The organism is Mesorhizobium sp. B1-1-5, from assembly GCF_006443065.1.
Lineage (GTDB): Bacteria > Pseudomonadota > Alphaproteobacteria > Rhizobiales > Rhizobiaceae > Mesorhizobium.
In genome coordinates this window covers 38,071-50,281 of the sequence record NZ_VFWS01000005.1, presented here as the reverse complement: position 1 = coordinate 50,281, position 12,211 = coordinate 38,071, and the positions used below count along the sequence as shown (strand labels likewise).

The following is a 12,211-nucleotide window of genomic DNA, read 5'->3' as shown; positions in this document are numbered from 1 at the left end:
CAGCCTGAACCGGCCGAGCTCTCAGCTCGCCTCGCGCATCGCCTCGGCGGCCTGCAGATCGACCGAGACCAGCTGGCTGACGCCCTGCTCGGCCATGGTGACGCCGAACAGCCGATCCATGCGCGCCATGGTGATGGGATTGTGGGTGATGATGACGAAGCGCGTCTCGGTGGTCTTCGACATCTCGTCCATCAAATTGCAGAAGCGCTCGACATTGTGGTCGTCGAGCGGCGCGTCGACCTCGTCGAGCACGCAGATCGGCGCGGGGTTGGTGAGGAACACCGCGAAGATCAGCGACATCGCCGTCAGCGCCTGCTCGCCGCCGGAAAGCAGCGTCATGGTCTGCGGCTTCTTGCCAGGCGGACGGGCGAGGATTTCCAGCCCCGCCTCCAGCGGATCTTCCGATTCGATCAACTGCAGCTCGGCCGTGCCGCCGCCGAACAGATGCGAGAACAGCCGCTGGAAGTGGCCATTGACCACCTCGAAGGCCGACAGCAGCCGCTCGCGGCCCTCGCGGTTGAGGCTCTGGATCGCCTGGCGCAGTTTTCTGATCGCCTCGATGATGTCCTCGCGCTCGGAAACGATGGTTTCCAGGCGCTCCGACAATTCCTTCTGCTCCTCCTCGGCGCGCAAATTGACGGCGCCGAGCCGCTCGCGCTCGATCTTCAGCCGGTCGAGCTGGCGTTCGATCTCGGTCATGTCGGGCCTCGGATCGTCGGCTTCGAGGCCGGTATGCTTGATGACCAGATGCGGCGGCGTGTTCAGCGCCTCCTGGATACGCGCCTCGACCTCGGCGCGGCGTTCATCCGCCGCGGTCAGCCGCTCCTCGGCGCGAACGCGGGTTTCGCGCGATTCGGCGAGCGACTGGATGGCGGCGGTGGCCGCCTTGTCGAGCTCCGCCTGCTTGTTTTCCGCCTCCTGTAGACGGTCGCCGGCAGCCTTGCGCAGTGCCTCGGCCTCGGAAAGCTGCGTCAGCAGCGCGCGGCGCTTGGCGTCGATCTCGTCGGGCGCATCGGCCAGCCTCTCGCGCTCGGCTTCGGCTTCGGCCTTGCGCTCGCCGAGCGCCGCGATCTGCGTCGAGGCATTTTCGGCGCGCTCCAGCCAGTTCCTTCGCTCGGTGCCGATGGCGTCCAACCGGCGAATGCGCGCCTCGGCCTCGCGCCGCAGCCCTTCATGCACGGCGCGTGCATCGGCAAGCGTGGCGCGGTCGCGCGAGACGTTGGCGGAAGCCTGTTCGAGCTGAAGCTGCAGGTCGCCGAGATCGGGCGCGTCCTTCAGCATCTCCTCGGCTTCGAGGAAGGAGGCCTGCGTCTCCTCGTGGCTGTCAACGATGCGAGCGCGTGCCTCTTCAAGCGCGGCGCGCCGGCTCAACAGTTCGCCGCCGGCCTTCTCGGCCTCGGCCAGCGCGTTGCGCGCGGCATCCAGCGCATGCTGGGCATCGCGGCCGGCTTGGCGCGCATTGCGCTCGGCCTCGCTTGCCTGGCGCATCGCCTGCTCGGCGCGCGCCAGCGCTTCCTCGGCCTCGCGCACGACGCGCGTCGCCTGCACGGCTTCGGCGTCGAGCTCGGCCAGACGGTTCTTCTGCGCCAGCCGCTGCGCGGCGGCGGTCGGGGCATCGGCGCTCGCGGTCAGGCCGTCCCAGCGCCAGAGCGCGCCGTCGCGGCTGACCAGCCGCTGGCCGGGCGAAAGCTGCGCCTGGAGACGGCGGCCGTCGGCGCCATCGACGATGCCGATTTGCGCGAGGCGCCGGGCAAGCTGCGGCGGGGCGCGCACGACGCTGGCAAGGCTCTTGACGCCTTCGGGCAGCGCCGCATCGCTGGGCTGCACCACGCTTTCGCCCCAATGCACCGGGGCGCTGCGGTCGAGCGGGACGTCGAGATCCTCGCCGAGGGCTGCGCCAAGCGCGGTTTCATAGCCGCGCTCGACATTGATCTGCTCCAGCACGGAGGGAAAGAGATCGCCGCTGGCGGCGTTGAGTATCTTGGCCAGCGTGCGCGCTTCGGTCTCGATGCGCGCCAGTTCGGCCCTTGCATCCTGCAGCGGCGGGCGAGCGGCGCTTTCGGCCGCGCGCGCCTCGGCGACGGCCTGCTCGGCGGCAATGGCGCCGGCCTCGCTCTCTTCCAGCCGAGCCAGCGCGTCCTCGACCAGCAGGCGCTTCTCGGCCGGATCGGGCAGGCCGGAAATCCGCGCGACGATATCGGAAAGCTCGCGGTCGACCTCGGCGAGCTGGCGGGCGAAGCGGTCGCGGCGCTCGGCGGTCTCGCGCAGCGAGCGCTCGATCTGGTGGCGCGAGGCGGCCGCCTCGGCGCGCTCGGCGGTCAGCGCGGCAAGTTTTGCCTCGCTTTGCGACAGCGTCGCGCCGGCCTGCTCGAAGGCGGCGCGCGTGGTCGCCTCGCGCTCGGCGGCACCGGCGTTTTCCGAGTTGAGCTCGGCCTCCTCGGCGCGCAGGCGCTCGAGGATGTCGGCATTGTCGCGCACCATCCGCTCCTCGCGGGCGATGTCGGCGTCGAGCTGCTGCAGTCGGCGTTCGAGCTCGGTCTGGCGCGCACGGATGCGGCCGGCCTCTTCCTCGATCTGGGTCTTGGCGATCGACAGGCGCTGGAAGGCGGCTGCGGCGGCAGCTTCCGCATCACGCAAATCCGGCAGCCGGTGCGCGGCTATGCCCTGCTCCCTGGCCGCCGCCATCTGCGCGGCCGCGCGGTCGCCAACCAGCGTGGTGGCGACGGCAAGCGCGGAACGCGCCTCGCCTTCCTGCGTCTTGGCCAGCGTCCAGCGCAGATGCAAGAGCGTTGCCTCGGCCTTGCGGATATCCGCCGACAGGTTCTTGAAGCGCGAGGCCTGGCGCGCCTGGCGCTTCAGGCTCTCGATCTGGCCTTCCAGCTCGCCGACGACGTCGTCCAGCCGCTCGAGATTCTGCTCGGCACCCTTCAGTCTGAGCTCGGCTTCATGACGGCGCGTGTGCAGGCCGGAAATGCCTGCCGCCTCTTCGAGCAACGCGCGACGGGCCTGGGGCTTGGCCTGGATCAGCTCGCCGATGCGGCCCTGCCCGACCATCGAGGGCGAGCGCGCGCCGGTCGACTGGTCGGCGAACAGAAGCTGCACGTCCTTGGCGCGCGCTTCCTTGCCGTTGATGCGGTAGAGCGAGCCCGCCTCGCGCTCGATGCGGCGCGACACCTGCAATTCGTCGGCATCGTTGAAGGCGGCGGGTGCCGTGCGGTCGGTGTTGTCGAGGAAAAGCGTGACTTCGGCGGTGTTGCGCGCCGGCCGCGCACCCGAGCCCGAGAAGATCACGTCGTCCATGCCGGACGCGCGCATGTTCTTGTAGGAGCTTTCGCCCATCACCCAGCGCAGCGCTTCGACGAGGTTCGACTTGCCGCAGCCGTTCGGCCCGACAATGCCGGTCAGCCCGCGTTCGATGACGAACTCGCCGGGCTCGACGAAGGACTTGAAACCGAGGAGGCGAAGGCGCGAAAACTTCATTCGCGCCGCCCAACACTACAGGAGTGCGCGCCGAAGCCGGACCGCTTCGGCGCGGCCTGGATGTCAGAGCAGAGGGTCGATGATGGCCGACATTTCCTCAATCGACATCGCCCCTTTGTAGGTCTTTCCATTGATGAAGAAGGTCGGCGTCGAGTCGACCTTGAACTCGTCCGCTCCGCGTTTCTGGACTGCTCTCACATCGTCCAGAAGTTTCTGGTCCGTCAAGCAGGACTCAAAGGACTCCTGTGTAAAACCGGCCAGCTTGGAAATCTGCAGCAGCGCTTCCTTGGTGTTGCTGACGCCAACCCAGCTCGGCTGCTGCTTGAACAGCACGTCGACCATGGCGAAGTAATTGTCCTTCGAGCAGCGCGCCAGCATGAAGCCGGCCTCGGCGCTCGGGTCGAACGGGAATTCGCGCAGGATGTAACGGGCCTTGCCTGTATCGATATATTTGGTCTTCAGCTCAGGGAAGGTGGTCATGGCGAAATGCGCGCAATGCGGGCAGGTCATCGACGCGTATTCAACGATGGTGACCTTGGCGTCGTCCTTGCCGAGCTGCTTTTCGGGCAGCGCGCCGGGCTTGAGCAGTTCCGCCATGTCGACGGTGCCCTGCGCCTCGGGCACCTGGGCCGCCGCCGGCGTGGCAGCCGGCTTGGCAGGCGTCGACGGGTTGGCCGGTTTCACATCGGCGGCCTTGGCCTGCTCGCCGGAGTCGCTGCATGCTGCAAGCAGCGCCACCGCAGGAACAGCAGCCAGCGTGGTCAGAAGGTTCCTGCGAGACAGACTTTTGCCAAACGGGGCACGGTTCATGCGAATCACCTGATATCGGTTGGATTTTGCAATGCAAGGGCTAGAAAAGGCGAGAGTTGGCGCGAATTAAGGCATCGCGATCCCCAATCCAATCGGGAAACTCGATCATGAGCATCACGAATGCGCGAGATCGGTAACGCATTCATGACGCTTCTTACGACCCTTTGGGCTTCCTTTCACCCATAATCGTGGCGCCGAGCCGCTCCAGCGAAGCGCGCAGGCCGTCATCCTCGATCTTGCCGACCATGCGCGAAAGCTTCGATTTCTCGGCGTCGCTCAAAGGGCGCGGCGCCGGCTTTGGGCGCGCCTTTTGCGAAAGCACCGGTTTTTGCAGAATCTTGATGCGGCCGACCGCGTTGAAACCCAGGAAGGCGTTGACGCGGTTGATGACCTCGCCGGCCTCGTGCTGCAGATGCAGCGCAGCCATGCCTTCGCAGGCGATGATCAAGGTCGCCGGCTCGAACGGGTCGTCCTCATGCAGCCGGCGCGGCCACTGGATCTTCTCTGGCCGCGAGTAGGCGGCCAGGCGCGGTCCGGCGATCTCTTCCCAGGACTGCACCAACCCTATCGAGATGCCGGCGCGCTTCTTCAACACCGGATCGAGGATCTCGGTCGCGAGATCGCTCACCGGAACGGGATTGCCGAAGGGCCTTTTCCCTGCCATGTGCGTTCTCCAGTCCCCAGCTCATCCGATCAATGACACCGCTCGATCAGACCCGCAAGGCATCACAGAAGGCCCCGTCCGGCGATACGGGATCCGGAGATACCAGCAAAGCTGGATCCCGGGATATCGGGGCCCGCCTGCTTGCCTGGTATGATGCGCATCATCGCGACCTGCTCTGGCGCGTGACGCCGGGCGCGTTTGCGCGCGGCGCAAGGCCTGACCCCTATCGCGTCTGGTTGTCCGAAGTGATGCTGCAACAGACCACGGTCGAGGCGGTAAAAGCCTATTTCAGCAAGTTCGTCGAGAAATGGCCGACGGTCGAGGCGCTGGCGGCGGCACCCGCCGAGGACGTGATGAAGGCCTGGGCCGGGCTCGGCTATTATTCCAGGGCGCGCAACCTGAAGGCCTGCGCCGACCTCGTGGCGCTGCGAGGCGGCCGCTTTCCCGACACCGAGGCGGGCCTGCGCGAATTGCCCGGCATTGGTGCCTACACCGCGACGGCGATCGCGGCGATCGCCTTCGACCGGCCGGCGGCGGTCGTCGACGGCAATGTCGAGCGGGTCGTGGCCCGGCTCTATTCAATCGAGACGCCGCTCAGCGAAGCCAAACCGCAAATCCGCGCCCTGGTGGAAAAGCTGGTCCCGCAAACGCGGCCCGGCGATTTCGCCCAGGCGATGATGGATCTCGGCGCGACGATCTGCACGCCGAAGCGGCCGCGCTGCATGCTGTGCCCGGTGCGCGGGGATTGCAGCGCCATTCTCAGTGGCGATCCGGAACGCTTTCCGGTCCGCCTGCCGAAGGACGACAAGCCGCTGCGCAAGGGTGCCGCCTTCGTCGCCGAGCGCGACGACGGCGCCATCCTCTTGCGCAAGCGGCCCAACAAAGGCCTGCTCGGCGGCATGACCGAGGTGCCGACCACCGCCTGGACCGCCAGGGTGGATGGCGCGACGACCGCGGACGCCGCGCCTTTTCCCGCCGATTGGCGGCGCGCCGGGCAGATCGGCCATGTCTTCACCCATTTCGCGCTCGAACTCGACATCTTTCACGCCCACGTCAAGCGCGATGCGCCCGACGGGCATTTCTGGTCGCTGGCCCATGAAATTTCCGGGGAAGCGCTGCCCACCGTCATGAAAAAGGTAATCGAGACCGCCATACCGGGCGCGACCAAAAAGCAGCACCCGCATTGAAAGGACCGCAATGACCGAAATCCGCCATATCGTCTTCGACATCGGTAAGGTGCTTATCCATTACGATCCGGACATTCCCTTCAGCCGCCTGATCCCCGATGCCGAGGAGCGGAGGTGGTTCTTCGACAATGTCTGCACGAGCGCCTGGAACATCGAGCAGGATCGCGGACGGACGTGGGAAGAGGCGGAGGCGGCGCTGATCGCCGAACATCCCGACCACGCCGAGAACATCCGTAACTTCCGCCGCCACTGGCATGAGATGGTGCCGCATGCCTACGAGGATAGCGTCGCCGTCATGCTCGGCCTGATCGAGAGGGGCCACGATGTGACGATGCTAACCAACTTCGCCGCCGATACGCTTGCCGAAGCCAGGCAACGTTTCGATTTCCTCAACCGGCCGCGCGGCGTCACCGTCTCCGGCGAGATCGGCCTGATCAAGCCGGATCAGGCGATCTACGACCATCACGTCGCCGCATTCGGGCTCGAACCGCTGGCGACGCTGTTCATCGACGACAGCCAGAAAAATGTCGATGGCGCCAAAGCGGCAGGCTGGCAGGCCGTGCTGTTCACCGACGCCAAGGCGCTTAAGGCAGACCTTGAGCGGCTGGGGATTGCAGCCTGATCTGAATCGCTTGCGGCGATCCGTTGATGTTTTGATTCAGCTTCAGGCGGATCAGCCCCCCGCCCGCTCCATGCCGAGGCGCGCGATGCGGCGCAGCTCGTCGATCGGGGTCAAGCCGCCGCTGCGCTCATAGTGCCAGAAGGTCCAGCCGTTGCAGGCATCCAGCCCCTGCACCTCGGCGCCGATCTTGTGGATCGAGCCGGCGCTGTCGCCGATGGCCAGCGTGCCGTCGGCGCGCACTTTGGCCGCCCAGCGCTTCTTGGCGTCGTAGAGCGTCGCGCCCGGCGTCATCAGGCCGTTGTCGAGCAGGCTGATGAAGGCGACGCGCGGTTCGGCGCGCTTGCCGGAAAGCACGGTGAGATCGGCGCTTTCCAACGGGCGCACCGCGGCGATGCGCTCATTGGCGGCATCGATATAGGCTTGTTCGCGCTCGATGCCGACAAAGTGGCGGCCAAGGCGCTTGGCGACGGCGCCGGTGGTGCCGGAACCGAAGAAGGGATCGAGCACGACGTCGCCCGGCTTGGTCGAGGCCATCATGATGCGGGCAAGCAAGGCTTCCGGCTTCTGCGTGGGATGCAGCTTGTTGCCATTCTCGTCCTTGAGCCGCTCGCCGCCGGTGCAAATCGGGAACAGCCAGTCGGAGCGCATCTGCAGGTCGTCGTTCGAGGCCTTCAGCGCTTCGTAGTTGAAGGTGTAGCCCTTGGCCTTCTGGTCTCGCGAGGCCCAGATCATTGTCTCATGCGCGTTCTGGAAGCGGCGGCCGCGGAAATTCGGCATCGGGTTGGTCTTGCGCCAGACGATGTCGTTCAGGATCCAGAAGCCGAGATCCTGCATGCGAGCGCCGACGCGGAAGATGTTGTGATAGGAGCCGATGACCCAGATGGTACCGCTGGGCTTCAGCACGCGGCGCGCCGCGAGCAGCCAGGCGCGGGTAAAGGCGTCATAGGCCTCGAAACTCTCGAACTGGTCCCAGTCGTCGTCGACGGCGTCGACCTTGGACTGGTCGGGCCGGTGCAGGTCGCCGTCGAGCTGCAGATTGTAGGGCGGGTCGGCGAAGATGACGTCGATCGACTTTTCCGGCAGCCGGTCGAGCGCGGCGACGCAATCGCCTTTCAGGATGGTGTCCAGCCATTCGGACCGCTGGGGAACGTGGGAAAGCTCGTCGAGAAGACGCATGGCAGACATCAAAGCACCCAAGGCACGCGTTACGGTTTACTGGCTGTTATGGTTACCGATCAGCGTAAACATTCGGTGAAGGCTGCGGATGTATGTACCCCAGGCGACGCCGGTCAATCTTCATCGTCCTGCAGCAGCCGGGTGAAATCCCGGGGGCGCGCATCCGATAGCAGCCGGCCGGCTTTCGCCACGCGCTGCACCACTATATGCTTGTATATGCTTGCCGGAAGACAGGAGCCGACAGTGCAAGACGAGACAGGCAAGCCGGCCAAGCGCCGGCTCAACCAGAGTGAAAAGCGGGCGCTAAGGGCTGCACAGGTTCAGCTCTTTGCCAGGCAGTATGCTCGGAAGGCTCAACGGAAAACCGAGCCTAACGATAGGCGCTATGATCGTGAGGTCGAAGCCGAGATAAAGCGGATGTGTCCCGATACGTTGGACACACTGATCCGTGACGAGGAAGTGTGAATGCCTGCCTGACGGATCCTTGAGGGCGTTTGCGCCGGCCGGCCCGTTGGTGTATGCCGCACCGCTTGGGCCAGCCATGCCATGCTCCCCTTCTCAACTTCCGGATTGCCATGCCCCAGCCAGACCTTGTCATCTTCGATTGCGACGGCGTGCTCGTCGATTCCGAAATCATCGCCGCGCGCGTCGATGCCGAGCTTCTGACGTCGGCCGGATTCGAGATTTCGGCCGAGGAGCTTGCCGAGACCTATGCCGGCCTGACCTTCAAGGACATCATGCTGCGGGTCGAGGAGAAGTCGCGGATCCCATTCCAGGCCTCGCTGATCGACCGCGAGGAAGAACTCGTCGACCGCAAGCTGCGCGCAGACGTGCGCGTCATCGACGGCGCCCGCGAGGCGGTTGCCGCAGTCACCGCGCCACGCGCCGTCTGCTCCAATTCACGCACCGAGCGGGTTGAATTCATGCTGGAGAAAGTGCGGCTGCTGCCGTTCTTCGCCGGCCGCATCTTTTCGGGCCTTGATATTCCCAGCAAGAAGACCAAGCCGGCGCCGGACGTGTTCCTCTACGCCGCCGAAAAGCTCGGCGCCAACCCGAAGAACACTTTCGTGATCGAGGATTCCGTGCACGGCATCGCCGGCGCCAGGGCCGCCGGCATGCGCGTTATCGGCTTCACCGGCGCCGGGCACAGCTATCCGGGCCATGCCGATGCGCTGACCGAGGCCGGCGCCGAAACGGTCATCCGGCGCTGGGCGGAGCTCAACAGCACGATCGCGGCGCTGTCGGAGTGGTCCGAGGACGCCTAGAGAATTCAAGGATCCGGCTACGAGCGCGTCGTCAGCGTCGACAGCTGGTCGGTGTCGTAGCGGTTTCGCAAATCGGCGAGCGCTTTCGGATCCGGCGCGCCCTGCGCCGTGAGTTCGGCAAGCTCTTCGAAATAATGCTCGTGACCGGGCGGAGAGACGGTCATCAGCACGCGCGCCGGCTTCTTGCTGACATTCGTGATGTTGTGCGGCATTCCCGGCGGGATGAACAGAAAGGTGCCGGGCGTTGCCCGAATCGTCCTGTCGCCGACATGCCATTCACACTCGCCCTCGAGCAGGTAAAAGGTCTCTTCCTGCACCCGGTGAACGTGTCGCCCGGTGGCGAATTCCGGCGGGATCGTCCAGTCGAACATGCTCGTATGCGTGGTATTTTCATCGGTAACGAGGAAAGCCATTGGATGGCCACGCAACATGACGCCCTTCTTCTCGTCGGGCATGCGGATGACGGCATCAGCGCTCATATGATCCTCCTCTGACAGGGCGCTTGTTTGCGGCAAGCGTTCGCGCAACATCGGCTGCTCACGCCGGAAAGTCGTGAATCCGTTGCCAAAAATTTGCTAAAAGACTCGAATGACAGCCAGGGGCGACGCCTACCAGTTCGGCCCGTTCCGCCTCGATCCCGAGGTGGGCATTCTCTTTTACGGGGCCGAGCCGACCATGCTTGGGCGGCGCGCCGTGGCGCTGCTGCGGCTGCTGATCCAGAATGCGGGCCAACCCGTATCGAAGGACGCGCTGATCGACGCGGGCTGGGGCGGATCGGCGGTTGCCGATAACAATCTGACGGTTCAGATTGCAGCCTTGCGCCGGACTCTGGCCGACGCGGCGAATGTCGCGAGTTGGATCGAGACGCTGCCACGCCGCGGCTACCGCTATGTCGGACCGGCCGTCGCCACCAATCTTCCCGACACCTCGGCCACCACCCGCGCCGCGTCGGCGCCGAGCTTACCTGAGAAACCCTCGATCGCGGTCCTGCCGTTCTCGAATTTGAGCGGCGACCCGCAGCAGGAGTATTTTGCCGATGGGATGGTGGACGACATCATCACAGGCCTGGCGCGCATCAAATGGCTGTTCGTCATCGCGCGAAACTCGAGCTTCAGCTACAAGGGTCGCGCCATCGACGTGAAGCAGGTCGGCCGCGAGCTTGGCGTTCGCTATGTCCTCGAAGGCAGCGTGCGCAAGGCCGGCGGCAGCGTGCGTGTTGCCGCGCAAATGATCGATGCTTCGACCGGCGCCCATGTCTGGGCCGAGCGCTACGATCGCAGCTCCGAAGACATCTTTGCGCTCCAAGACGAGATCGCACTGGCAGCAGTAGGAGCGATTGCGCCGAGCGTGCGGAAAGCCGAAATCGAACGAGTCAAGCGCAAGCGCCCCGACAGTCTCGACGCCTACGATCTCGTGCTGCAGGCCCAGCCTGACGTGGATTCAGGCATGCCGGATCAGGTGACCAGGGCGCTGGTGCTTCTCGAGCGTGCGCTCGCGCTCGAGCCGGCCTATGCACTGGCGCATGGCAATGCCGCGATGTGCCATCATTGCCTGTTCCTTCGCGCCGGCCTGCAGGAGATCAACCGTGCGTCTTCGATCCGCCACGCGCGGTCGGCCATCGTCCACGGGCAGGATGATGCGCTCGCCCTCACATGGGCGGGCTTTTCCATCGGAATGGATGCGCATGATCGCGCCGGCGCATTCGCGGCATTGGAAGCTGCGCTTGCCATCAGCCCGTCATCGGCGCTGACCTACATCCTCGGCAGCGTCATGCTCGGATGGAGCGGTGAGGCAGAGCGCGCGATAGAGTGGAGCGAGCAGGGCATACGGCTGAGCCCGTTCGATTCATGGGCCTGGGCCGCATTTGACGCGCAGGCGATGAGCCATTTGCTGCGCGGCCGTTACGAAGAGGCTTGCCGTGCTGCCTACAAGTCCGTCCAAGCCAATCCGGCGCACAGCATCACCTATGTGCAATTGGCCGCCGCGCTGGCCAAGCTTGGCCGATTGGACGAAGCGAGGGCGGCCGCCGCCCGCGTGATCGAGCTTCAGCCTGGCTTTCGCTACAGCCGCCAGTTTGCAGGCGTGAATTGCGCGCCCGCGCTCGCGCAGGCTCTTGGCAGCGCATTACGGGCAGCCGGATTACCTGAGTAGACGACGAACACGTCTGTTTCGTTGGCCAGCGAGACGCCGTTGTTGTTTCCTGCCGTTGCTCAGTTCGTCGCCGGAGCGCGTTTCTTCCTCTTGCCTTTCGGCTTGTCGGCCGAGGCGACCGGCGTGTTCTCGTCATAGCCGGCATAGGCCTGGTAGTCGCGCGCGGTCGGCTCCGGCACCACGACATTGTTGTCGACGAAGACGAATTGGGTAGCGGCCGATGGGTCGGTAATCTGCACCTGGTACGGATGCAGCTGCGAATAAAGCACCTCGTCGCCATGCTGAACCGCGATGCGGATCGGCATGGTGACGGTGCCGGGCGCGAACATCGGCCCCGGCACGACCTTGCCGGCGACGGCTATCTTCATCGACATCTGGCCGTTGGCATGGGTGCAATCGCGCGTCACGTCGGTGATCGACGCCTGGTAGATGATCTTCGAAGGATCGTGAGCGGGATCGATCGGCTGGCCGTTAGGTCCGGTCTGTGCGGCCGCGGCGGCTGCCTGAGCCTCGGCGTCGGCCGCGGCGTCAACCTTCTTTTTCTTGGGCTTCGCCGTCGTGCCCTTGGCATAGGTGTTGAAATAGGCGGTGCCGTCGCGCAGCGTCACCTTCGGGCAATAGGCGCGCAGCTGGCTGGCGAGGATCTTGGGATCCTGCGGCGGCGGCGGCGCGACGGGATCCTTCTTGGTTAAACCAAAGTTAAGAATACCATTGTCGCTCGATTGGCAGCCGGCGGCGGCAAGCATAAAGCCGGTGAGCGCCAGACCCGCGACAAAACGACGGTTGACCGAATAAAACCCCATGAAACTGCACTTCCCTCTCACAAAGCCGGTGACGTATAGCAACCGCGCGGCAA

At 65.2% G+C, this 12,211-nt stretch carries 11 protein-coding genes; 5 read left to right on the top strand and 6 right to left on the bottom strand.

The window, feature by feature from the left end:
- Positions 1-21: 21 nt before the first annotated feature.
- The 3 genes from smc to FJ980_RS03470 all read right to left on the bottom strand — a co-directional run bounded on the left by smc (position 22) and on the right by FJ980_RS03470 (position 4,954).
- Entirely contained in the window at positions 22-3,480 is a 3,459-nt protein-coding gene (gene smc, locus FJ980_RS03480) for a chromosome segregation protein SMC (protein ID WP_140541555.1), read from the bottom strand.
- Positions 3,481-3,543: 63 nt separating this feature from the next.
- Positions 3,544-4,290, bottom strand: a complete 747-nt coding sequence (locus FJ980_RS03475; RefSeq protein WP_140541554.1) for a DsbA family protein — start codon at positions 4,288-4,290, stop codon at positions 3,544-3,546.
- A gap of 154 nt (positions 4,291-4,444) precedes the next feature.
- Positions 4,445-4,954 (bottom strand): DUF721 domain-containing protein, encoded by a 510-nt coding sequence (locus FJ980_RS03470; RefSeq protein WP_140541553.1) that lies wholly within the window; start codon positions 4,952-4,954, stop codon positions 4,445-4,447.
- Positions 4,955-4,986: 32 nt separating this feature from the next.
- Here FJ980_RS03470 and mutY point away from each other — a divergent pair, with 32 nt between their 5' ends.
- Both mutY and FJ980_RS03460 read left to right on the top strand, forming a co-directional pair.
- Positions 4,987-6,141, top strand: a complete 1,155-nt coding sequence (gene mutY / locus FJ980_RS03465; RefSeq protein ID WP_140541552.1) for an A/G-specific adenine glycosylase — start codon at positions 4,987-4,989, stop codon at positions 6,139-6,141.
- Positions 6,142-6,151: 10 nt separating this feature from the next.
- Positions 6,152-6,763: an HAD family phosphatase gene (locus tag FJ980_RS03460; RefSeq protein WP_140541551.1), complete on the top strand. Its 612-nt coding sequence runs from the start codon at positions 6,152-6,154 to the stop codon at positions 6,761-6,763.
- A 51-nt stretch (positions 6,764-6,814) separates the two neighbouring features.
- On the opposite strand, the gene FJ980_RS03455 is transcribed toward FJ980_RS03460, so the two are convergent.
- Positions 6,815-7,948, bottom strand: a complete 1,134-nt coding sequence (locus FJ980_RS03455; protein WP_140541550.1) for a site-specific DNA-methyltransferase — start codon at positions 7,946-7,948, stop codon at positions 6,815-6,817.
- A gap of 234 nt (positions 7,949-8,182) precedes the next feature.
- Here FJ980_RS03455 and FJ980_RS03450 point away from each other — a divergent pair, with 234 nt between their 5' ends.
- The gene (locus FJ980_RS03450; protein WP_140541549.1) at positions 8,183-8,404 is read left to right on the top strand and encodes a hypothetical protein; all 222 of its coding nucleotides are present in this window, start codon (positions 8,183-8,185) and stop codon (positions 8,402-8,404) included.
- A 110-nt stretch (positions 8,405-8,514) separates the two neighbouring features.
- Positions 8,515-9,204 carry an HAD family phosphatase gene (locus FJ980_RS03445; protein WP_140541548.1) on the top strand — a complete coding sequence of 230 codons (690 nt, stop codon included), beginning with the start codon at positions 8,515-8,517 and terminating at the stop codon, positions 9,202-9,204.
- A gap of 17 nt (positions 9,205-9,221) precedes the next feature.
- Here the strand turns inward: FJ980_RS03445 and FJ980_RS03440 are convergent, their stop codons facing one another.
- Entirely contained in the window at positions 9,222-9,683 is a 462-nt protein-coding gene (locus FJ980_RS03440) for a cupin domain-containing protein (RefSeq protein ID WP_140541547.1), read from the bottom strand.
- Positions 9,684-9,792: 109 nt separating this feature from the next.
- On the opposite strand from FJ980_RS03440, the gene FJ980_RS03435 reads away from it, so the two are divergent.
- Complete coding sequence (locus tag FJ980_RS03435; protein WP_140541546.1) at positions 9,793-11,355, top strand: winged helix-turn-helix domain-containing tetratricopeptide repeat protein; 1,563 nt, start codon at positions 9,793-9,795, stop codon at positions 11,353-11,355.
- 59 nt (positions 11,356-11,414) lie between these two features.
- Here FJ980_RS03435 and FJ980_RS03430 read toward each other — a convergent pair whose 3' ends face one another.
- Positions 11,415-12,158: a hypothetical protein gene (locus FJ980_RS03430; protein WP_140541545.1), complete on the bottom strand. Its 744-nt coding sequence runs from the start codon at positions 12,156-12,158 to the stop codon at positions 11,415-11,417.
- Positions 12,159-12,211: the final 53 nt, after the last annotated feature.

What these genes read in the sequence shown, in the direction of transcription:
- FJ980_RS03445 (WP_140541548.1), top strand. Translation starts at nt 8,515, where the DNA reads ATGCCCCAGCCAGACCTTGTCATCTTCGATTGCGACGGCGTGCTCGTC.
- FJ980_RS03455 (WP_140541550.1), bottom strand. Translation starts at nt 7,948, where the DNA reads ATGTCTGCCATGCGTCTTCTCGACGAGCTTTCCCACGTTCCCCAGCGG.
- FJ980_RS03440 (WP_140541547.1), bottom strand. Translation starts at nt 9,683, where the DNA reads ATGAGCGCTGATGCCGTCATCCGCATGCCCGACGAGAAGAAGGGCGTC.
- FJ980_RS03430 (WP_140541545.1), bottom strand. Translation starts at nt 12,158, where the DNA reads ATGGGGTTTTATTCGGTCAACCGTCGTTTTGTCGCGGGTCTGGCGCTC.
- FJ980_RS03475 (WP_140541554.1), bottom strand. Translation starts at nt 4,290, where the DNA reads ATGAACCGTGCCCCGTTTGGCAAAAGTCTGTCTCGCAGGAACCTTCTG.
- smc (WP_140541555.1), bottom strand. Translation starts at nt 3,480, where the DNA reads ATGAAGTTTTCGCGCCTTCGCCTCCTCGGTTTCAAGTCCTTCGTCGAG.
- FJ980_RS03470 (WP_140541553.1), bottom strand. Translation starts at nt 4,954, where the DNA reads ATGGCAGGGAAAAGGCCCTTCGGCAATCCCGTTCCGGTGAGCGATCTC.
- FJ980_RS03460 (WP_140541551.1), top strand. Translation starts at nt 6,152, where the DNA reads ATGACCGAAATCCGCCATATCGTCTTCGACATCGGTAAGGTGCTTATC.
- FJ980_RS03435 (WP_140541546.1), top strand. Translation starts at nt 9,793, where the DNA reads ATGACAGCCAGGGGCGACGCCTACCAGTTCGGCCCGTTCCGCCTCGAT.
- mutY (WP_140541552.1), top strand. Translation starts at nt 4,987, where the DNA reads ATGACACCGCTCGATCAGACCCGCAAGGCATCACAGAAGGCCCCGTCC.